Annotated in this window: 16 protein-coding genes, 1 tRNA gene and 1 pseudogene; 16 read left to right on the plus strand and 2 right to left on the minus strand. The window is 62.6% G+C overall.

Translation table 11 applies throughout. From position 1 onward, the window contains the following. Nucleotides 1-4: 4 nt before the first annotated feature. From tolB to N436_RS00425, 16 genes and pseudogenes are all read left to right on the plus strand, one after another. A complete protein-coding gene (gene tolB, locus N436_RS00350; protein WP_019098470.1) occupies nucleotides 5-1,276 on the plus strand; it encodes a Tol-Pal system beta propeller repeat protein TolB in 1,272 nt (423 codons plus the stop codon). Nucleotides 1,277-1,330: 54 nt separating this feature from the next. Then, a complete protein-coding gene (pal, locus tag N436_RS00355) occupies nucleotides 1,331-1,831 on the plus strand; it encodes a peptidoglycan-associated lipoprotein Pal (RefSeq protein ID WP_012273762.1) in 501 nt (166 codons plus the stop codon). 6 nt (nucleotides 1,832-1,837) lie between these two features. Beyond that, nucleotides 1,838-2,644 (plus strand): tol-pal system protein YbgF, encoded by an 807-nt coding sequence (gene ybgF / locus N436_RS00360; RefSeq protein ID WP_105945489.1) that lies wholly within the window; start codon nucleotides 1,838-1,840, stop codon nucleotides 2,642-2,644. A gap of 168 nt (nucleotides 2,645-2,812) precedes the next feature. Further along, nucleotides 2,813-3,460 carry a 7-carboxy-7-deazaguanine synthase QueE gene (gene queE, locus N436_RS00365; RefSeq protein WP_105945488.1) on the plus strand — a complete coding sequence of 216 codons (648 nt, stop codon included), beginning with the start codon at nucleotides 2,813-2,815 and terminating at the stop codon, nucleotides 3,458-3,460. Nucleotides 3,461-3,477: 17 nt separating this feature from the next. Further along, nucleotides 3,478-4,152, plus strand: a complete 675-nt coding sequence (gene queC, locus N436_RS00370; RefSeq protein ID WP_198749417.1) for a 7-cyano-7-deazaguanine synthase QueC — start codon at nucleotides 3,478-3,480, stop codon at nucleotides 4,150-4,152. Between the two features lie 63 nt (nucleotides 4,153-4,215). Further along, nucleotides 4,216-4,291: transfer RNA gene (locus N436_RS00375), tRNA-Lys, on the plus strand. 410 nt (nucleotides 4,292-4,701) lie between these two features. After that, nucleotides 4,702-6,882, plus strand: coding sequence for a hypothetical protein (locus N436_RS00380; protein WP_110740172.1), 2,181 nt, complete (start codon nucleotides 4,702-4,704; stop codon nucleotides 6,880-6,882). Between the two features lie 12 nt (nucleotides 6,883-6,894). Then, nucleotides 6,895-8,541, plus strand: a pseudogene (locus tag N436_RS00385) (glycosyl transferase family protein); the annotation flags it as partial. A 68-nt stretch (nucleotides 8,542-8,609) separates the two neighbouring features. Further along, nucleotides 8,610-11,384: a hypothetical protein gene (locus N436_RS00390; protein ID WP_218277629.1), complete on the plus strand. Its 2,775-nt coding sequence runs from the start codon at nucleotides 8,610-8,612 to the stop codon at nucleotides 11,382-11,384. An 11-nt stretch (nucleotides 11,385-11,395) separates the two neighbouring features. Further along, on the plus strand, nucleotides 11,396-12,379 hold the full coding sequence (locus tag N436_RS00395; protein WP_110740173.1) for a twin-arginine translocation pathway signal: 984 nt from the start codon (nucleotides 11,396-11,398) through the stop codon (nucleotides 12,377-12,379). Between the two features lie 3 nt (nucleotides 12,380-12,382). Then, nucleotides 12,383-13,510, plus strand: coding sequence for a cell division protein FtsQ (locus N436_RS00400; protein WP_105945483.1), 1,128 nt, complete (start codon nucleotides 12,383-12,385; stop codon nucleotides 13,508-13,510). Further along, complete coding sequence (locus N436_RS00405) at nucleotides 13,500-15,074, plus strand: MBOAT family protein (RefSeq protein WP_105945482.1); 1,575 nt, start codon at nucleotides 13,500-13,502, stop codon at nucleotides 15,072-15,074. Before N436_RS00400 ends, N436_RS00405 begins: the two co-directional genes overlap by 11 nt. 14 nt (nucleotides 15,075-15,088) lie before the next feature. After that, a complete protein-coding gene (locus tag N436_RS00410) occupies nucleotides 15,089-15,322 on the plus strand; it encodes an acyl carrier protein (RefSeq protein WP_105945481.1) in 234 nt (77 codons plus the stop codon). Nucleotides 15,323-15,355: 33 nt separating this feature from the next. Further along, nucleotides 15,356-16,828 (plus strand): AMP-binding protein, encoded by a 1,473-nt coding sequence (locus N436_RS00415; protein ID WP_105945480.1) that lies wholly within the window; start codon nucleotides 15,356-15,358, stop codon nucleotides 16,826-16,828. Then, complete coding sequence (locus tag N436_RS00420; RefSeq protein WP_105945479.1) at nucleotides 16,825-17,484, plus strand: alginate O-acetyltransferase AlgF; 660 nt, start codon at nucleotides 16,825-16,827, stop codon at nucleotides 17,482-17,484. Before N436_RS00415 ends, N436_RS00420 begins: the two co-directional genes overlap by 4 nt. Before the next feature lie 6 nt (nucleotides 17,485-17,490). Next, the gene (locus N436_RS00425) at nucleotides 17,491-18,621 is read left to right on the plus strand and encodes an acyl-CoA dehydrogenase family protein (RefSeq protein ID WP_110740174.1); all 1,131 of its coding nucleotides are present in this window, start codon (nucleotides 17,491-17,493) and stop codon (nucleotides 18,619-18,621) included. A gap of 15 nt (nucleotides 18,622-18,636) precedes the next feature. Here the strand turns inward: N436_RS00425 and N436_RS00430 are convergent, their stop codons facing one another. Both N436_RS00430 and N436_RS00435 read right to left on the minus strand, forming a co-directional pair. After that, entirely contained in the window at nucleotides 18,637-19,632 is a 996-nt protein-coding gene (locus N436_RS00430; RefSeq protein WP_218277631.1) for a DUF4434 domain-containing protein, read from the minus strand. Nucleotides 19,633-19,672: 40 nt separating this feature from the next. Then, on the minus strand, nucleotides 19,673-20,632 hold the full coding sequence (locus tag N436_RS00435; RefSeq protein WP_060498628.1) for a cation diffusion facilitator family transporter: 960 nt from the start codon (nucleotides 20,630-20,632) through the stop codon (nucleotides 19,673-19,675). Between the last annotated feature and the right edge of the window lie 23 nt (nucleotides 20,633-20,655).

Consider the following 20,655-nt stretch of genomic DNA (forward strand, 5'->3'; position numbering starts at 1 on the left):
GGTCATGCTGTGCTGCGTGGCAGGCATGGCCGTGGCAGAGGAAAAGAACATCCTGGTCACCAGCGGCAGCGACCGGGCAACGCCCATCGCGGTAGTGCCGTTCGGTCTGCAGGGCGGCAGCGTGTTGCCAGAAGACATTGCCGATATCATCGGTAACGACCTGCGCAACTCTGGCTACTACTCGCCAATTCCGCGGCAGAACATGATCAGCCAGCCGTCGCAGGCCAGCGAAGTGATCTTCCGTGACTGGAAAGCGCTGGGTGCACAGTACGTGATGGTGGGCAGCATCGTGCCGGCAGGCGGTCGCCTGCAGGTGCAGTACGCGCTGTTCAACGTCGCTACCGAGCAGCAAGTGCTGACCGGCAGCGTCGCGGGTAGCACCGACCAGTTGCGCGACATGGCGCACTACATTGCCGACCAGTCGTTCGAGAAACTCACCGGCATCAAGGGTGCGTTCTCCACCCGCATGCTGTACGTGACGGCCGAGCGTTTCTCCACCAACAACACCCGCTATACCCTGCAGCGTTCGGACTACGACGGTGCGCGTGCAGTTACCCTGCTGCAATCGCGTGAGCCGATCCTGTCGCCGCGCTTTGCACCGGATGGCAAGCGAATCGCCTATGTGTCGTTCGAGCAGAAGCGCCCGCGCATCTTCATCCAGAACATCGATACCGGCCGCCGCGAGCAGGTGACCAACTTCGAAGGCCTGAACGGTGCGCCAGCCTGGTCGCCGGACGGTTCGCGCCTGGCGTTCGTATTGTCGAAAGACGGCAACCCGGACATCTACGTGATGAACGTGGCTTCGCGCCAGATCAGCCGTGTTACCGCAGGCCCAGGTATCAATACCGAACCATTCTGGGGTAAAGACGGCAACACGCTTTACTTCACTTCCGACCGTGGCGGCAAACCGCAGATCTACAAACAGTCGGTCGGTGGCGGTGGTGCCGAGCGCGTAACCTTCGTGGGTAACTACAACGCCAACCCGAAACTTTCGGCGGACGAAAAAACCCTGGTGATGATCCATCGCCAACAGGGCTTTACCAACTTTAAAGTGGCGGCACAGGACTTGCAGCGCGGAAGTGTAAAGATTCTGTCTGAAACAAGTCTTGATGAGTCTCCCACTGTTGCGCCTAACGGCACCATGCTAATCTACGCCACCCGCCAGCAGGGCCGGGGAGTCTTGATGCTCGTGTCGCTTAATGGCCGCGTGAGGCTCCCACTTCCTACCGCTCAAGGCGAAGTCAGAGAACCGTCCTGGTCCCCTTACCTGAACTGATTGCGGCGTAATACGTTTTGCTTAACACACTGGGGTTTCATTAGGAGTTTCACGATGGAAATGCTGAAGTTTGGTAAATTTGCTGCGCTGGCTCTGGCCATGGCCGTAGCTGTAGGTTGCTCCTCGAAGGGCGGTGACAACGCAGGCGAAGGCGCTGCTGTAGACCCGAACGCTGGCTACGGTGCCAACACTGGCGCAGTTGACGGCTCCCTGAGCGAAGAAGCTGCCCTGCGCGCAATCACCACCTTCTACTTCGAATACGACAGCTCGGACCTGAAGCCAGAAGCCATGCGCGCTCTGGACGTTCACGCCAAGGACCTGAAGTCCAACGGCAACCGCGTTGTTCTGGAAGGCAACACTGACGAGCGCGGCACCCGCGAGTACAACATGGCTCTGGGTGAGCGTCGTGCGAAAGCCGTTCAGCGCTACCTGGTTCTGCAGGGCGTTTCCCCTGCTCAGCTGGAACTGGTTTCCTACGGCGAAGAGCGTCCAGTTGCCACCGGCAACGACGAGCAGTCCTGGGCTCAGAACCGTCGCGTAGAACTGCGTAAGTAAGTTCTTATGCGTATGTGCCGCCGTGTAGTAACCGTCCTCGCACTCAGCCTGCCGCTCGCGGCCTGGGCTGAGGTCCCTGTAGTAGATGACAACGCAGGCAGTTATCCGCCTGCGGGTTATGGCACGAGCGGCGCCTATGCCGGGTCGGGGGCTTCGGCCCCTGCCTCTGCACAGGGCCAGCTGTTCATGCAGCTGCAACAGATGCAGGACCAGCTTTCCCGCCAGCAAGGCATCATCGAAGAACTGCAAAACGATGTGTCGCGCATGAAGCAGGAAAACCTGGAGCGATACCAGGACCTGGACCGTCGCATCAACAGTGGCGCTGCGCCTGCCGCAACCCCTGACAATTCCTCCGGTGGTGGTGCTTCCAATGCCGCCCCCGATGCAGCAGCAGGTGCTGCTGCGCAACAACCGGCCGCCAGTAGCGAGCCCGGTGATCCGGCGAAAGAAAAGCTCTACTACGATGCCGCTTTCGACCTGATCAAGCAGAAAGACTTCGACAAGGCCAGCCAGGCGTTCAATGCCTTCCTGCGCAAGTACCCCAACAGCCAGTACGCCGGCAATGCCCAGTACTGGTTGGGTGAAGTGAACCTGGCCAAGGGCGACCTGCAAGGTGCCAGCCAGGCCTTTGCCCAGGTCAGCCAGAAGTACCCGAAACACAGCAAAGTGCCGGATTCGCTCTATAAGCTGGCCGATGTCGAGCGCCGCATGGGCCACACCGACAAGGTCAAGGGCATCCTGCAACAGGTCATCACCCAGTACCCCGGCACCTCCGCCGCGCAACTGGCTCAGCGTGACCTGCAGAAGCTCTAAGCGCTGTAGCTGTACCTTTCGAAAGAAACCCGCGCCAGTCGCGGGTTTTTTCGTTAGAATCACTGCCCTTTTTTCGTAAACACGCTGCCGCGGATAACGCTATGTCGAGTCCGCGACAGTGCCTGACGGAGGCGGACAGCCTGTTTAGCTGTCACGCCCGTGGCGAGCATGCAAGACACACTACGCATCACCGAAGTCTTTTACTCTTTGCAGGGTGAAACGCGAACGGCTGGGCTGCCCACGGTTTTCGTGCGCCTCACCGGTTGCCCCTTGCGCTGCCAGTACTGCGACAGTGCCTATGCCTTCACCGGCGGTACCATTCGTACCCTTGATTCGATCCTTGAGCAGGTAGCCGGCTTCAAGCCCCGTTATGTCTGTGTCACCGGCGGCGAGCCGTTGGCCCAGCCGAATGCCTTGCCGTTGCTGCAGCGCCTGTGTGACGCCGGTTACGAAGTATCATTAGAGACCAGTGGCGCACTCGATATCTCTGGCACCGACACCCGCGTCAGTCGCGTGGTCGACCTGAAGACCCCGGGTTCCGAAGAGTCGCACCGTAACCGTTACGAGAACATCGAGCACCTGACCCGCAACGACCAGGTCAAGTTTGTCATCTGTTCCCGTGAGGACTACGACTGGGCCGTGTCCAAGCTGATCCAGTACAACCTGGCCGAGCGTGCTGGCGAGGTGTTGTTCTCGCCAAGCCATCATCAGGTAAAAGCCAGTGACCTGGCGGACTGGATCGTTGCCGACAACCTGCCCGTGCGCTTCCAGTTGCAGCTGCACAAGCTGCTGTGGAACGACGAACCCGGACGTTGATTGAGGAGCAAGTACACATGACAGAAAAGCGCGCAGTAATCCTGTTGTCCGGCGGCCTGGACTCCGCCACTGTGGTCGCCTTGGCCAAAGCAGAAGGCTATAGCTGCTACACCATGAGCTTCGACTACGGCCAGCGCCACCGCGCCGAGCTGAACGCTGCCGCACGCGTGGCCCGCGACCTGGGTGCGGTCGAGCACAAGGTGATTGGCCTTAACCTCGACGGTATTGGTGGTTCGGCGTTGACCGACAGCAGCATTGACGTGCCGGAAGCCCCCAGTGAAGGTATCCCGGTCACCTACGTGCCGGCCCGCAACACGGTGTTTCTGTCACTGGCGCTGGGTTGGGCCGAAGTGCTGGAGGCGCGGGATATCTTTATCGGCGTCAATGCCGTGGATTACTCCGGTTACCCGGATTGCCGCCCCGAGTTCGTCGAGGCCTTCGAGCGTATGGCCAACCTGGCGACCAAGGCGGGTGTAGAGGGGCAGGGCTTCCGCATTCAGGCGCCGCTGCAGAACATGAGCAAGGCGCAGATCGTGCAGGCTGGTATCGCCCGCGGTGTGGACTACAGTTTGACTGTTTCCTGCTATCAGGCCGACGATGACGGCCGTGCCTGTGGCAAATGTGACAGCTGCCGCCTGCGTGCAGACGGCTTCAAGGCAGCCGGTGTCGAAGACCCGACACGGTATGTTTGACAAAAAACCTTTGATGGAGTGTTGATTTCCCGTTAGAAATCAGTATTATACGCGCCATCCAACGGGTCGTTAGCTCAGTTGGTAGAGCAGTTGGCTTTTAACCAATTGGTCGTAGGTTCGAATCCTACACGACCCACCATACTCAGTACGTCAAAGCCCGCTACCGGCAACGGTCGCGGGCTTTTTCGTTTCTGCCGGGTGTCACGGATCCTTCGCATTTTGCATCGTGGCGCCAGGGTGCCGCCTGGCAGTGCAAGGCCTGCCTCATACATTCATTTGAATAGTCAAAAAAACGTCTTTTTTGTATCTCACGCATTTTTCTTATGGTTTTTAATCAAAATATTGACATTGGCACTTTGATCCTAGAGAGTACGCCCCCGTTGTCGCCTGGAAGCGGCATCGCACTGGAATAACGGATTGATGTCGATTCCATTCTGCCGTTTCCCCAGTCCCCGAGCGAAGACGTGCGCCCTGATGCGCCTGTCGGCGCATTCGTCTGCACGCCCGCTGTGGCTGCGATGCCACTCAACCTTTGCAAGGACTAGATCGTTGAGCCTTTCGTCTTACCGTTTGCAGTTCGCCGTTCTGAGTACTGTTCTGACTGCTCCGCTTTTCGCGTGCGCCACACCGGCCAGTGATGCCTTGCAAGCACTGGCTGCCCAGGATTGGGTGGCGCGCAGCGTCTCGCTCAAGGACCTCGGCATTACCAACCCGGTAGTGCTCGACCAGGCTGATAACCGCCAGGTGTTCTTCCTGCCAGTGCCCAAGGGCGTAGCGATCCGCGATGCGCATATCGCGCTCGAGGGCGAGTTCATCAAAGGTGAAGAGCAGCCGGCCACACTGCGCCTGGCGGTGGATGGCCTGCCTCGTGTGGCCGAACGCATCAATCAGGCGCGCGGCACTCTGTCCCGCACGTTGCCGGTAGACAGTGGCAAACACGCCAGTGGCTTCGTCAATTTTGCCCTGGACTGGAGCTCGCCGGTTTCTGAAGACTTCTGTGCGCCACCGCGCGCTACTGCCAATGTGTTGACGTTGTCGCCAGAAACACGGCTCGATTACCGCTATTCGATGTCGGCATTGGCCAGCCTGACCGATGCATGGGGCAGCCTGTCTGCCGAGCCGTCTATCCTGGTTGCCGCTGGCGCGCTTGAGGGTGCCAGTTTCGACAGTGCCTGGCGCTTGGGTGTAGCCCTGGAGCGCAGTGCGCGCCGTGCCCAGGTGCGGGCGCTGCCCCAAGTGGGCGATAGCGTGCAGTTGGCAGGTGTTGAAGTACCGGCCGCATTGACCACGGTGCCGGCGTTTGCCGCATTGGCCGGGCAGCAGCGCCACACGCTGGCCAACCCGGCGGAGCTGGGGGCACTGCTGATGCTCGATACGCCAGCGACGCGCGCTGAATTGGCCATTGCCGACAGCGCACTGATCGCTCAGCTCAACACAGCCCTGGATGCACTGGGCCATCAGTTGCAGGGTGACCCGGAGGCATTTGCCGCGCTGGGCCAGTGGCGCCAGCAACGGGCAAGCCTGGCGCTGGAGCCCGTACCCGGTCAGCAGTTGCAATTGCGTAGCCTTGGCCGTCAGGTGTTGGTGGCTATTGCGGCTGATGCGGGGGCCAAGGCGGCAGGTGTGCTCGATGCACACTGGCGTAACGTGCTGGTATCGCACCAGGCCGAGGTGAAGGCCGTAGGTGAGGCGCTGCGCAACGAGCACGGTCATTTGCGCCTGAGCAGCCTGGGTGGCAACTTCGGTACCTTCGATGTGGTCAGCCGCGGCGAGTGGACGGCCACATTCCCGCTGAGTGCGGTATCGGTCAACGGCCTGATACCGGGCGAACTCAACCTGGATGTTGCTGCCGCACCCGGCGCCTCGAGCACCCGGCCGGTGGCATCGGTCATCTGGAACAATGTGTTGCTGAGCGCGGCGCAACTGGATGCCGACGGCCACCCTGAGCGGCTCAAGGCGCGTATTCCCGGCTACGCCCTGGGGGTGACCAATACCGTGCAAGTACGCTTCCAGCGCCAGCCGAGTTCACCCGATTGTGCCGAGGTACCGCAGGCCTATCCAGTCAACGTGCTACCTAGCAGCTACCTGATTTCGGCAGATGCCGAGCCTGATGGCACCTTCGTCGGCTTGCTGCCGCTGCTGGCCAACAAGCCACAAGTGTTTGTCGACAAGGCCGCGTTGCAGGCGCCGGTTGCAAGCCTGGGTAAGTTGATCCGTCTGGCCAGTGCCGCCGCGCTATCGCCGGTCAACGCCGAGCTGGTGTTGGCTACAGGCAAGGCTGATGCAGCCCCGTCGCGGCCTTTCCTGGCGCTGGATGTTCCGCTGACGGGGGCCCGGCCTTTGCTGGGTGTAGCCGAGTTGCAGCGCCTGCAGGCTCAGGGTAATCAGGCCCTTGCGCTTGACCTGCAAGGGCCGCAGGGCCTGGGCACAGTGTCGGTGGTCAGCGCCAATGGCCAGAGCGGCGTGCTATGGAACAGCCTGGGTAATCCCGACATGGTGCCGCAAGTGCCGTTCCTGCTGTCCCAGGGCAATGCCGTTGTAGTGGGCGAGCAGGGCCCGCTCACCTGGGTCGACACCACAGACCCTGAGCTTAACCTTGCAGGCACGCCGTTCCATCAGTGGCGCAAGCAACTGGTATGGGCGTTGCCGACGTTGTCTGGCGTGGTACTGCTGCTGTTGCTGCTGGGCGTGATTGCCCGCCGGCTGCGCTTGAAGAACAAAGGCAAGTAAGGCGCGGCGAGCATGTCTTCCCTCTATTGGCCATACCTGCTGGCGGACTACTACCGCGTGCTGGAAATCGTCACTGCCTGTGTTGGCGTGCTGATCCTGCTATCGAGCCTCGATGACCTGTTTATCGACCTTTGGTACTGGGTGCGTCAGGCGTATCGCAAGCTGCTCATCCGTCGTAAACGCTACCAGGCGCTGACGGTAGAGCAGTTGCGTGGCAAGCCTGAACAGCCGCTGGCGATCATGATCCCGGCGTGGCTGGAATACGACGTGATCGCTCCGATGCTGGAGAACATGGTCGGTTCACTGGACTACAAGAACTACTACATCTTCGTGGGGACTTACTGCAACGACCAGCGCACGATCGATGAAGTTGAACGCATGCGTCGGCGCTACAAGCAGCTGGTGCGGGTAGAGGTGCCTCACGAAGGCCCAACCTGCAAGGCCGACTGCCTGAACTGGATCATCCAGGCCATTTTTGCTCAGGACGCACGCATGCCTGAGCCCTTTGCCGGGGTGATCCTGCACGACAGCGAAGATGTACTGCACCGCCTGGAGTTGCATTACTTCAACTATCTGTTGCCGCGCATCGACTTCATTCAGTTGCCGGTCACCTCGCTGGAACGTGACTGGTACGAACTGGTGGCGGGTACCTACATGGACGAATTTGCCGAATGGCACACCAAGGACCTGGTGGTGCGCGAGAGCATGTCGCGCATGGTGCCGTCAGCCGGCGTGGGCACCTGTTTTTCGCGCAGGGCGCTGCTGGAGCTTTCCGCCGAGACCAACAACCAGCCGTTCAACACCGACACCCTCACCGAGGACTACGACATCGGTGCGCGACTTGCGCGGCGCGGCATGAAGCAGATTTTCGGCAAGTTCCCGGTCGACTATGTGGCCCGGCGCAGCACCTGGTTCGGCATGGGCAAGGAAAAGATGGTGGCCGTGCATATGCCGTTGGGCGTGCGCGAGTACTTCCCGGATACCTTCCGCACCGCCTACCGGCAAAAAGCCCGCTGGACCCTGGGCATCGGCCTGCAAGGCTGGAGCCAGGTAGGCTGGGCAGGCTCGCTGGCAACCAAGTATCTGCTGTTCCGCGATCGCAAGGGTTTGATCACGTCGTTCATCGCCATCCTTGCCTATGTGTTGCTGGCCCAACATCTGCTGTTCCTGGCTATCAGCGTCACCGGCCACTGGAGCCTGTTCTTCCCGTCGGCATTCGGCCCCAACAGCTGGCTGCTCGATTTGATGTGGGCCAACACCGTGGCATTGAGCCTGCGCATTCTGCAGCGTGCGTACTTTGTCGGGCGTCTGTACGGCTGGGAGCATGCCTTGCTGTCAGGGCCACGCATGATCATTGGCAACTTTATCAATGCCATGGCGGCGGCCCGGGCGTGGCGTCTGTACCTGGGCTACCTGTTCCTGGGCAAGCCGTTGGTCTGGGACAAGACCATGCATGACTTTCCGTCCGCCGACCAGTTGCAGCAGCAGCGGCTGCGCCTTGGCGAGTTGCTGGTGTCGTGGCGAGCCATTGATGAAGGCACGTTGGCCAAGGCACTGGACGCGCAGGCCGAGGCACACAAACCGTTGGGTGAAATCCTGCTCGACTACGGCTTCCTGGATGCCGAAACGCTCAACGAGGCGATCCTGTTCCAGCAAGAGAACGACGATGTCACCCCCGCTCCCGCAGCCGCTTCGGCGGTGAAGAAGAAACAGGTTGCCGCACTGTCATGATGCTCATTCGTCCCGCCACTTTGTTGATCGGCGTGGTGCTTGGCTGCGCCAGCCTGCCTGCCGCCCTGGCTGCCGAGGCACCACTGCAAGGCGTCGCCTGGGAACAGGCCGACCTTGCCTACCGCAGTTACCAACAGGGGCGCTACCGCGATGCGCTTCAGCAGGTGGACACCGCGCTCAAGCTGCGCCCCGAAGTGGCTCGGCTGAACCTGCTCAAGGTCTACACCTTGCAGAAGCTGGGCCGGCGCAATGAAGCACGGCAGGCTGCGCAAGGTGCGCTCAAGCGTGGCGTGCGCGACCCGGGCCTGCTGGCGGCAGTGAGTAACCTGCAAGGTCAGTCGACTGCCAGTGGCCCTGCGCCCACGGCGGCCTATCAGCGCGGCTTTCCACTGGCGACCAAGGCCTATGCGGCCTACAACGCCGGCGACATGGCAAGCGCCGAGCGCGATGCCGAACGCGCGTTCCGCACCGACCCAAGCCAAGGGGCCTGGGCGTTGCTCTGGCTCGATAGCCTGGAGGCCCGACAGCGTTGGCCCGAGGCGGTTGCGGCGGCAGCGACTGCGATCAGTCTTGGCGCGCCCAACACTGCCGATCTCGAAGCGCGCCGGCAAACCCTGAACCGCCGTATGGCCGTACGCCCTGCAGAGCAGGCCTATCAGGCGCTGATCGGTAACCGGCCGGGTGATGCCGTGCCGCTGGCCCGAGAGGCAGTGCACCTGGCGCCTGATATTGCCAGCCATCGTCTGTTATTGGTCACCGTTCTGCTGCTCGATAATCAGCCAGGCGCTGCGGAACAGGCGGCCAGCGAAGCGATCGAGGTCGACGACGAAAGCACGGTGATGATCGTGATGCGCGGCTACCTGCGTCAGTTGCAGGGTAATGCGCCGGCGGCGGATGCCGACTTCGACAGTGCGCTGTCACAGGACTGGCTGGATGAAGAACAGCTGCGCAATGTGCGCCTGATCGCCACCGATGCCGCGCTTGCGGGGGGTGACAAGGCCCGAGCTGCCACGTTGTTGGCACCGCTGGATGCGCAGGATGAAGCCGTTGCCCGACGCCATGAGGCGCTGTCCGCCCTGCGTGAGCCGGCGGGTGCATTGAGCCTGGCCAATTACCCGGCGCCACGCCAGTCGTGCCAGGACACCCCCTACGGCACCCAGTGCGAACTGCTGCCGGCCGACGGCGGTGGCGCGGCGGGGCCGGCTGGCGAGGCCTATGCCGCCTACGCCAGGCAGGATTACCAGACGGCCATTCGCCAGGCGCGCCGTGCCACAGAGCAGGAGCCGGACAACCTGGCGTTCCAGCGCCTGTTGACCACCGCTCTGGCCGCGGGCAACGAGCAGCAGGCTGCTGAAGCCGAACAGCGCCTGAGCGATGCCATTGCCAACACGCCCACCGATGGCGACCTGCTGATGCAGCGTGGTTACCTGCGCATGCGCACTGCCCAGCCAGCGCGCGCCCGTGAAGACTTCCGCGCCGCCCGCGACAGCGGCAAGGCGCCGAAAACCGCCATCCTCGACGAGGCCTATGCCCTCTCGGCAATGGGGGACAAACCGGCGGCGGTGCAGCAGCTCAAGCACGCCATCGACATGGACGACTACGGCACCCTCGACCTCGACGCCGAGCAGCGGCACAACACCCGCAGTGCCATCAGCGGTTTCGATCGTGAATGGGGCGCTACCGTCACCACGAGCTACCGTGGTGCCAGGCCGACCACCACCATTGCCAACGCCGGGCAGAGTTCGGCGGGGGATTCGGTGTTCAGCACCGCAGAACTGTACTGGCGGCCGAGCCAGTTCAATGACCAGCGTGGTGTGTTGGAGGTGTACGGGCGCCTGAGCAATACCCTCTGGGATGAGGGAGGGCGCTTCAAGTCGCAGGGCGCGATCGATCCTTGCAGCAAAGCGTCCGTGGACGATGACGGTGTCAGTGATTCGCAGTCTGTCAGTGGTTTCCCCAGCACGATCGGGTCGTTGGGTGTGCGTTACATGCTCGCTGATACGGGCTTCACCTTTGGCCTGGAACGTCGCTTTCTGCTGGGTTCGGCAACCCGCGAAGGGACTGCAAACCCGGCAAAGAACAGCGTGCGTTGCGAGATCCAGGAAGCCATCGCGACAGAAAACCAGAACCGTGCACCGACCGAGCGTATCAACGGTGCGCTGATGGCATACAAGCTCAAAGACAGTGCCGGCGGCTGGTTGGCCTATGCGACTTACGGCTTCTACCGGGGCACGGAGCTGCGCATGGAGCGCAGTTGGTGGACGGTGGATGCCTATTCGCAGCTGGGTTATTCGCTGGAAGACAATGCCGCCACCTTCAGCCTGTATGACGTCGATAGCGAAGGCTCGCGTACGGACAAGCTGGCAGAGGCCTCGGGCCGCCTCAAACGCCAGCAATTGTTCCTCAGCAATGAAATTCGCCTTGGTCGCAGCTTCCGGTTACCCGGGCTGTCGTCGAACCTGGTTGTTTTTCCGCACGTTGTGGGCGCTGCCGACGTGATTTGGCAAAAGGATGAAGCCAGGCAACTGAAGGGAAAAAGTGGCCTGTTCGCCGATCAGCTTGATGGCGGCAGCTACTCCCTGACCCGTGATCAGGGCACCTGGTCGATGGGCGTGGGGCCAGGCGTGGCCCTGCGTTACTACTTCCGTGAAGACCATTACCACGCGCCACGCTCCTACCTCGACTGGACAGCCCAGTACCGCTTCGCCATCGGCGGCGGTGCCCGCGAGCGGGCCGAAGGGCTGTTCATGAACCTGACCCTGTCGTATTGAGGACCCTGCACATGTCTTCTCTGTTCAACCGTTCCATCAAACACCTCGCCACCGGCCTGTTGCTGGCCGGCCTGGCATTGCCCGCTGCTTACGCCGACGATTCGTCGATCGTGCTGCGCGGTAACGACGGCTGGCTGTTCCCGGGTTGGGGCAGCCTTACCGAAGTCGACAGCCGTGGCATCGAAGCCTCTACCGCGCTGATCAAGGAAGCCCGGCAGGCCCTGGCCGCGCGTGGCGTTCAACTGCATGTGCTGGTGCTGCCTGACAAGACCCGCTTCTACCAGGACAAGCTGCCAGCCGGCAAAGCGCTGAGTACACCAGTGCAGCAACGTTACCAGACCATTCTTGCCAGCCTGCACAAGGCTGGCATCAGTGCTGTCGACGATGAAGCCGTGCTGCGCCAGGTCAAAGACAGTGGCCAGGAGGTGTTCTACCGCACCGACCAGCACTGGACCCAGGCAGCTGCGGATGCCACGGCACAGGCCACTGCTGCGCAGGTTCGCCAGGATACGCCGGCGCTGAAGGGGAATGCCGGCAGTGGCATGGCGCTGGGCAGCGAATTCAAGGAACGCCGTTACGGCGACCTGGCCGAACGCTTCCTTACCCCCGAGCAACGCAAGCAGACTGGCCGCGAAACCTTTACCGTGCGCCGCCAGGCCGCCACTGGCGGCCTGCTGGATGACGCCCCGGCGCCGCTGCATGTGACTGGCCACAGCATGGTGCAGCCGTACTTCGGCTTCCCGCAGAAGCTGTCCAACAGCATCGACCGCCCGGTATCGGTGAACTGGAAACCGGGCAATGTCGGCCAATGGATCATGTTGCTGGAGTACCTGGAGTCTGCCGACTTCAAGCGCAACCCGCCGCAGGTGCTGGTGTGGCAGATGTTCGAGCCTACCTACGCGCAGGGCCCCCAGGCCAGCGGCCTGTGGGACAACGCGTCGATCATGAGCGCTGACAGTTGGCGCCAACGCCTGCGCGCTGCCACCGGACAATGACCCATGGCTGAACAGGCTTCCACCGTGACCAAGTCGCACCGTGGCTACACCGCTGCGGTCGTCACCCTGCTGCTTGTTGCCCAGGCCTGCGGCCTGTGGATGCTGTTCAACAGCGAGCTCGATGCCGCGCAACTGCGCCCGCAGGCCTGGCTTGACGGCAGTGCCGGCAAGGCGTTGGGCGATGCGCTGCAACCGCAACTGCAACAGGATGCCGACACCCTCAGCGCTGCCGTACGCTATCGGCTGCTGGGTGACCTTGGCGACCAGGTGGTGCAGGGCTGCCCCGGCTGGTTGTTCTACCGCGACGGGTTACGCGCTCAGCCAGGGGTGAACGGGGCCTATGAAGCACGCCTGCAATTGATGCGGCACTGGTTTGCGCAGTTGCGGGGGCAGGGCTTGCAGGTGTTGCTGGTGGCTGTGCCGGATAAATCGCGTGTCGAAACCCAGGCCCTCTGTGGCCTTCGCCAGGCACCCTCGTTGCAGGCACGGCTGGGGCATTGGCAAGCCGCCCTGGCCGGTCTGGGTGTGCCTTATGTCGACCTCGCCCACGCGTTGGCCGCAGGCCCACACGCCGCGCCGAGGTTCTTCCGTACGGATGTGCACCTCAATGCCCACGGTGCTCAATTGGCCGCCGATGCGGTGGCCGCAGGGGCCTTGCCGCTGCTGGCCGGCAAGCGCGACCAGTTGTTTGCCGGCAGCCCACCTGGCCCCGCGCAGCCGCGCATGGGCGACCTGATTGTGCTCGCCGGCCTGGAGCATGCGGCCACGGCCTGGCGCCCGGCGCTGGAACGTGAGCGCCCCGAGCACATTCAGGTGCAGCGCAGCGGTGGCCTGCTCGACGAGACGCCGCCAGTAGAAGTGCTACTGGCCGGCAGCTCCAACGGCAGGCGCAGTGCCTTTGCCGAACGCCTGGGACGCAACCTTGGGCAGCAGGTGTGGAACCAGAGCCTGGACGGTGGCCAGTTCAGTGGTGCGTTGCTGGCTGCGCTGGCCCGCCGTGAACGTTGGCCAGGTAGCCTGAAGCTGGTGATCTGGGAGTTTTCCGAAAGCGCCCTGTCGTTGCCCTTGACTGCCGATGAACGAACCGCGCTGGCAGCGCTCGCCGAAGGACAGGCCGCCCATGCTCTTTAACTCGTATCTGTTCTTGTTGCTGTTTTTGCCACTGACGCTGGCGGCGCACTACCTGATCGCGGCGCGCAGCTTGCGTGGTGCGGCGCTGTGGCTGTGCGTGACGTCGATTGTCTTCTACGGCTGGTGGAACCCGCAGTTCGTGCTGCTGCTGATCGGATCGATCGCCTTCAACTACCTGGTCAGCCTGGCCATTCTTGGCTGTGCAGGAAGGTCACGTCTGCAATTGCTGGTGACCACGCTGGGTGTTGCTGCCGACCTGGCGCTGCTGTTCCATTACAAGTATTTCGTCACGCTGGTGAACTTCGCCCAGGACTGGGGGCTTGCCGGCACTCGCATGGACGACATCATCCTGCCGTTGGGCATTTCGTTCTTCACCTTTACCCAGATCGGCTACCTGCTCGACTGCCGTGCCGGTATCGTCAAGGAACGCAGCCTGCTCAGCTATGTGCTGTTCGTGACCTTTTTCCCGCACCTGATTGCCGGGCCGATCCTGCACCACAAGGAAATGATGCCGCAGTTCGCCCAGCCGGATAACTACCGTTTCCGTGCCGAGAACCTCAGCGTCGGCAGCATGCTGTTCGTCATTGGCCTGGCCAAGAAAGTGTTGTTGGCCGACCCGATTGCACCCTATGCCGACGCCGGTTTTGCCGAGCCAGGTACGCTTGGCTTGTGGGCCGCGTGGGGGACCGGCATCGCCTACGCGCTGCAGCTGTATTTTGACTTTTCCGGTTATTCGGATATGGCCCTGGGCCTGGCCAAGATGTTCGGCATTCGCTTCCCGTTGAATTTCAACTCGCCTTACAAGGCCAGCAACATCATCGACTTCTGGGCCCGCTGGCACATGACCCTGACCCGTTACCTGACGGCCTACCTGTATTACCCGGTGGCCATGGCTGTGTCGGAGTGGCGTGGCAAGCGTGGCCTGCCAGTGGGGACTCAAGGGGCGGCGACCGCTGGCGGCTTTGCAGCGGCAATCATCCTGCCGACCACCTTCACCATGGGCCTGGCTGGCATCTGGCACGGGGCGGGCCTGCAGTTCCTGATCTTCGGGCTGCTGCATGCCGCCTACCTGTCGATCAACCACGCCTGGCGCATCTTTGTGGTCGGCCGCGCGCCCAAGGGCAAGCAGCACCCGCTGAAAGTGGCGGCCTGTGTATTGCTGACCTTCGCGGCGGTGATTGTCGCCCAGGCATTTTTCCGCGCCGAATCAACGCACGATGCTGTGCTGCTGGTCGAGGGCATGTTCGGCTTGCGTGGCCTGGGCAGCCTGCCCGACATCCTGTACCCGGCCGGTATCGCCTGGGGCGACGCCTGGCGGCTGCTGGTCGGCCGCCACCTGGAGGCGCTGCATGTACTGGCGGTGCTGGCCGTGGCCTGGTGCCTGCCCAATTCGCAACAGATCATGGGCGGCTTCTCGCCATCCCTGGCCCGCGCGCAACTCGACGGCCCGGCGGCCTTGCGCTGGGCACCCAGCCTGAAATGGCTGGTGATCATGTTGCTGCTGCTAGCGCTGTGCCTGATGAACCTGCACAAGGAAGCGCGCTTCCTGTACTTCCAATTCTGACCGGAGTGAACGACATGAATGATATGACCCTCAAGCAACAACTGGCCGACATCATCGAGAACGTGATCGGTACTGCCGTGGCGCACGACGACCTGCTGATCGAGTCTGGCCTGGTCGACTCGATGACTGCCGTGGACATCGTCATGGCGGTGAAGACCCACTTTGGTTGCAAGGTACCGGCGACTGAAATCGATGAGCACCTGGAGTCGGTCGATACCCTGGCCCTGTTCGTTCAGAACAACCGCTGAGCCTGCCTGGGCACACAAGGAGGAGGGCGCCTGATGCACTTCGATTTCGACCACTGTGTGTTTGCCGACTGCAGTCAGGGCACCGACGCCCCAGCCTTGCGTGACGCCCGTCGGGTACTGGACTGGGCGGGGCTGCAGGCCGCTGTCGAAGCCTGGGTAGTGCGTGCCGGTGAGGCTGGCATCAGCCCGGGTACGGCGCTGGTGCTCAGCGGCCACAAGCAGATCGAGTTCGTGGTGGCCATGCTCGGCTGCCTGCGCATGGGCGTTACCTATGTGCCGCTGGACAGCATCAACCCGCCCCAGCGCTTGCAGCGCATTATCGAGCTAGTCGGCGCCGGGCACTGCTACGATGCGCAGGCCGACCAGTTTCTGGCTGGGCTTGCGGTGGCCACGCCGCTGCCGGAAGAGGGCCTGGCCTACATCATGTTCACCTCGGGCAGCACTGGTGACCCCAAGGGCGTGCAGATCGGCCGTGACAGCTTGGCGCTGTTCGCGGGCTGGATCCGCGATTGCCTGGCCTTGGGCGCAAAGCCGACGTTCATGAACCAGATGCTGTTCAGTTTCGACTTTTCGTTGTTCGACCTGTGTGGTGCGCTGGCGCTGGGTGGCCAGTGTGTGTTGTGCCCGCGCGACGTGATTGGCGACCCCGACGGCTTTATTGGCTACCTGGCCGACAGCCAGGTGCAGGTGTGGGCGTCGACCCCGTCATTCGTGCGTCAGCAACTGCTCAACGACCGTTTCGACAGCCAGCATCTGCCGGCCTTGCAGGTGTTCGTGTTTGGCGCCGAGTCGCTGACACCGACCTTGGCCAACGCGTTGTGGCAGCGTTTCCCTGGCGCCCGCATCATCAATTCCTATGGCCCCACCGAAGCGACGTGCTCCACCACCTGGATCGAGATCGTGCCGCCGCTTGAACCAGGTGCCCAGCCGCTGTCGATAGGCCGGGCCAAGCCCTACGCCGAAGTGTTCCTCGAAGACGGCGAGCTGTGCATTGCCGGTGACCATGTGATGCGTGGTTACCTGAACCGCCCGGACCTGACCCAGGCGGTGCTGTTCCGGCACAATGGCAAGCGTGCCTATCGCAGCGGTGACCTGGCTGAAATCGATGCGCGGGGCAAGGTGTACTTCCATGGCCGGCGTGATGACCAGATCAAGTTGCATGGCTACCGTATCGAGTTGGGCGAGGTGGATGCCGGCCTGGCCAGGCTGCCAGGTGTGAATGCTGCCGCTACGGTTGCCTTGCGCCGCCCCGACGGCACCCTGATGCGCATGGTCGGCTTTATCGAGCTGGCCGACCAATTGCCGGCGTCTACCCTGGGCCCGCTGCCGTCAGTGCTGGCTGACTGGAAGCAGCGGCTGGCCAGTTTCCTGCCTGGCTATATGATCCCTTCCGAACTGCTGGCCTGTGGTCGCTTCCCGACAACGTTGAGCGACAAAGTCGACCGCAAGCACCTGGCTGCGCTGTACCAGCAGGCCCGTGTGAAACGCTCCAAGGAGACTGTATGAAAGCCCGTATTTTGCTGCTTGCCACGTTGCTGGCGGGTGGTGCATTGCCGTGCGCGGCCCAGGCCGAGGGCAAACTGGCCCAGCTTTATGCGCCGCGCCCGCCAGCCGGCTCAGCGTTCGTGCGGGTGTTGCAGCCTGCCGACAACGCAATCGACGTGCAGGTTGGGCAGAACCCGTCCCAGCAGGTGGGGGCGGGCAAGTTGGCCAGCGGCTACAACGTGGTCAAAGGGGGAGAGCCCTTTACCGTGCGCATGGCGGGTAAAGCAGTTGGCACCTTGACCGTGGCCGCCGACACCTACCAAAGCCTGGTGCTGCACCAAGGCACGTTGCTGGTGCTGGACGATGGTGCCGCCAGCGAGGATGCCTTGAAGGCCGAGTTACGTTTCTACAACCTGGCCGGCAATTGCCCTGCCGGCCAGTTGCAGGTCCAGGGTGGCCCCACCCTGTTCACCGAGGTGGCTGCACGTTCCAGCAAGGCACGGGCGATAAACCCGGTCAGTGCGAGCCTGACTGCAGGTTGCGGCGCAACCCAGGCCAAGGCACTGGCGTTGCCGCCACTGCAGCCAGGCGATCACTACGCGCTGTTTCTCACGGGCGATGCCAGCCAGCCGGTACTGCGCGGCGAGCTCGGCAGCACCGCGCCCTTCACCCGGTAAGCGACCATGCGCACATTCTTACGTGATGACCACCTGCTGTTTCGTGACCAAGTTCGGCGTTTTATCGACGCGCGAATCCAGCCGTTCTATGCCGACTGGGAGCGCGATGGCCTGACCCCGGCAGCCTTGTGGCGCGAGGCCGGTGAGCAGGGCCTGTTGTGTTGCGCGCTGCCAGCCCCGTATGGCCCAGGCGGAGACTTTGGCCATGCCTTGGTCGTGATCGAGGCGTTGGCGCGGGCCAACTGCCTGGGGATCGGGTTTTCGATCCATTCCGACATGGTTGCGCCTTACCTGTACAACCTTGGCACACCGGCACAGAAGGACCGTTGGCTGCCGGCCATGGCGGCGGGCGAGCTGATCGGTGCCATTGCCATGACCGAGCCCGGTGCAGGCAGCGACCTCAAAGCGGTACGTTGCCGAGCTCGGCGCGAGGGTGACCACTTTGTGCTTAGCGGCCAGAAGACCTTCATCACCAACGGCGTCAATGCAGGGCTGGTCATCGTGGTGGCCAGCACCGAACCCGATCTGGGCGCTCGTGGGCTGTCACTGTTCTGCGTCGAAGCCGGCTTGCCAGGCTTCAGCAAGGGGCCGGCCATGAGCAAGATCGGCCAGCATGCACAGGACACTTGCGAACTGTTCTTTGACGAATTGCGTGTGCCAGCCGACTGCCTGCTAGGTGAAGAAAATGCCGCGTTCGAGTACATGAGCCGCGAATTGGCGCGTGAGCGCCTGGCCATTGCCTTGCGCGCTGCCGCCCATGCTGAAGGCATGCTCGAACAGACACTGGCGTACACCCGCGAACGCAAGGTGTTTGGCAAGCGCGTCAGCGATCACCAGCACAACCGCTTCATCCTGGCCGATGCCCACGCGCGGCTGACCATGTTGCGGGTGTTTCTCGATGATTGTGCCCGTCAGTTGATCGAAGGCAGCCTGGACCCGGTGCTGGCAGCGATGGCCAAGCTCAATGCCAGCGAGCTTCAAGGCGAGGTGCTTGACCAGTTGCTGCAACTGCACGGTGGCTACGGTTACAGCAGCGAATACGGAATCGGCCGCGCTTGGGCCGATGCCAGGGCGCTGCGGATTTTCGGCGGCACCAGCGAGATCATGCGCGAGATCATTGGCCGCAGCCTGCCTTGAGTGGCCCGTCAGGGGCTAGCCGCGTAGCCAGTCCTGATGCAGGCGGCGGGCCTGCGGCTCGTCGCCCAGTGCCCACGGGTCGAGGGCGAATGCCACCACGTGCTCGGCGCCCGTGGTGCGTGCCCACTCCAGTTGGCGACGCACCCGGGTGTAGTCGGCCGAGCGTGCCTTGAAGTCGCTGCCGTCGTTCTTTTCCGAGGGCAGCTGTTCAAACAACTCCACCACCACATCGAACGGCACCTGCCGGCGGCGCAGCTCCAGCAGTAGCGGCTCGATGGCCTGCAGGTTGGCCCAACCGGCTACGCCGACGCCGTCCTGCACCACCGGGCGCAGCGCGGTGCTGTCGAGCAGCGTGCGCCACAGCTGTACCAGCGAGCCTTGGCTCGGCAGCACGCTGTAGTAGGTGGAAATGGCTGGCACCTGATCACTGTGCTGACGGGTCAGGTTCGACATGTCGCCCAGCCAGAGCGCCAGACGTTGCTGGCTGTCGGCGCTGGCCCAGTGGTACTGCTCCAGCTCGTAGGGGATGTACCAGCCGGCAAAAGCTCGATGCTGCGGCCATGGGGCAGTGGCCAGGTAATGCCGGGCGTCGGCCAGGGACTTGGCGAAGAACTGGCCTTGCCCCTGCGCATCTGCCGACAGCGCCTGCCACCAGGCGTTGTCGTAGGGCAGGCCGACCTGCACCTGCATGCCTTGGTCATGTGCGATATCGAACACGGTGCGCAGCGTGTCCTCGGGCATCATCCACGGTGAGGCGCCGCCGATCAGGCCGACCCACTGCAGCGTCACGCTTTGGCAGCCCATGTCAGCCATGGCCGCCAGGCGCTGGCGCCATTGCCCCGGGGTCAGGTCGTTGTGGCTTTGCCACAGTTGCAGGAAGCTGCCCTGCAAACCGGTGCTGCGGCTGCAGCCTGGCAGGCTGGCCACGAGGGGCGCGGTGGCCAGCAGGCAGAGCAGGCTGCGGCGGCTGAGGCTGAAGGTGGAAATGGCGAACATCCTTATAGGCAGCATTTGAAGCACAAGGCCACAGACTACCTGAATTGCGCCCAGCTTACTCAGCCCACTCCGGATCCCCGGTGAACACCACCGTCAGCCAGCGGTCCGGCCCTTCGCCACCGACGGCATCACCAATCTCGTTGCGCCATGCGTCCCATTCATCGATGGTCTTCGCCGCCATGGCCTTTGGCACGATGAAGTACAGCTCGATCTCCCGCGAGCGCCCGACCTTGGCCACATAGGCGCGGTATGACTGCAGCCCGTGGCGGGCAACGAAGGCCTTGGCCACCTCATCCACATGCAGCTTGAGGTCGCCGGGGGTGACCAGAAATATTTCTGACAGTGCCTGACGCACCACCGACATCGGCAACGGCACGATTACCAGGCACACCAGCGCCAGTACGGCCGGGTCGATGTACGGTGATACCCACTCCAGCGACGTGCCCTGCACCGCGTAACCAAAGCAGAACGCAATCAGCAGCGCGGCGGTGATGCTGGCCGACATCACCCAGCCCTTGACGTCCATGCGCACGAAGTCTGATTTCAGCTTGCGGTTGGCGCGGGCTTCGACCACGGCGATGGTCACGCAGGTGATCACGGTCAGCACCGCATAGATCATGGCAATGCCGAATTCGAGGTGACGGCCGCCTTGCAGCAGGCTGCTGACGGCGTTGATCAGTGCGTAGATGGCCACGCCGCTGAGCAGAATGCCGTTCAGAGCCAGCACCATGGGTTCCAGGTGCCAGAAACCCATGGTGAAGCGTTCGCGCAGCTTGCGCGACATCTGCACGCTGGTGGTGTGCGAAGTGATCAGTTTGACCACAACAAGCGACAGGCCACTCATGCTGGCATCGACCAGCGAATAGACGCCGTCGAAGACGATGGAGTAGGAGCCGGAGGCCACGCCGAAGGCGATACCGATGCTGGCGATGAACAGGGTGACGGCAATCGAGGTGCGTAACAGGCCCTGTTCGCTGGTGATGTCGAAAAAGGTGGATCGGGTTGCGGTTTGCATGAATTGTGCTCAGTAAAAACGAT

The organism is Pseudomonas sp. RV120224-01b (assembly GCF_003208145.1).
In the GTDB taxonomy this organism is placed as follows: domain Bacteria; phylum Pseudomonadota; class Gammaproteobacteria; order Pseudomonadales; family Pseudomonadaceae; genus Aquipseudomonas; species Aquipseudomonas monteilii.

What these genes read in the sequence shown, in the direction of transcription:
- tolB (WP_019098470.1), top strand. Translation starts at nt 5, where the DNA reads ATGCTGTGCTGCGTGGCAGGCATGGCCGTGGCAGAGGAAAAGAACATC.
- pal (WP_012273762.1), top strand. Translation starts at nt 1,331, where the DNA reads ATGGAAATGCTGAAGTTTGGTAAATTTGCTGCGCTGGCTCTGGCCATG.
- ybgF (WP_105945489.1), top strand. Translation starts at nt 1,838, where the DNA reads ATGCGTATGTGCCGCCGTGTAGTAACCGTCCTCGCACTCAGCCTGCCG.
- queE (WP_105945488.1), top strand. Translation starts at nt 2,813, where the DNA reads ATGCAAGACACACTACGCATCACCGAAGTCTTTTACTCTTTGCAGGGT.
- queC (WP_198749417.1), top strand. Translation starts at nt 3,478, where the DNA reads ATGACAGAAAAGCGCGCAGTAATCCTGTTGTCCGGCGGCCTGGACTCC.
- N436_RS00390 (WP_218277629.1), top strand. Translation starts at nt 8,610, where the DNA reads ATGATGCTCATTCGTCCCGCCACTTTGTTGATCGGCGTGGTGCTTGGC.
- N436_RS00395 (WP_110740173.1), top strand. Translation starts at nt 11,396, where the DNA reads ATGTCTTCTCTGTTCAACCGTTCCATCAAACACCTCGCCACCGGCCTG.
- N436_RS00400 (WP_105945483.1), top strand. Translation starts at nt 12,383, where the DNA reads ATGGCTGAACAGGCTTCCACCGTGACCAAGTCGCACCGTGGCTACACC.
- N436_RS00405 (WP_105945482.1), top strand. Translation starts at nt 13,500, where the DNA reads ATGCTCTTTAACTCGTATCTGTTCTTGTTGCTGTTTTTGCCACTGACG.
- N436_RS00410 (WP_105945481.1), top strand. Translation starts at nt 15,089, where the DNA reads ATGAATGATATGACCCTCAAGCAACAACTGGCCGACATCATCGAGAAC.
- N436_RS00415 (WP_105945480.1), top strand. Translation starts at nt 15,356, where the DNA reads ATGCACTTCGATTTCGACCACTGTGTGTTTGCCGACTGCAGTCAGGGC.
- N436_RS00420 (WP_105945479.1), top strand. Translation starts at nt 16,825, where the DNA reads ATGAAAGCCCGTATTTTGCTGCTTGCCACGTTGCTGGCGGGTGGTGCA.
- N436_RS00425 (WP_110740174.1), top strand. Translation starts at nt 17,491, where the DNA reads ATGCGCACATTCTTACGTGATGACCACCTGCTGTTTCGTGACCAAGTT.
- N436_RS00430 (WP_218277631.1), bottom strand. Translation starts at nt 19,632, where the DNA reads ATGCTGCCTATAAGGATGTTCGCCATTTCCACCTTCAGCCTCAGCCGC.
- N436_RS00435 (WP_060498628.1), bottom strand. Translation starts at nt 20,632, where the DNA reads ATGCAAACCGCAACCCGATCCACCTTTTTCGACATCACCAGCGAACAG.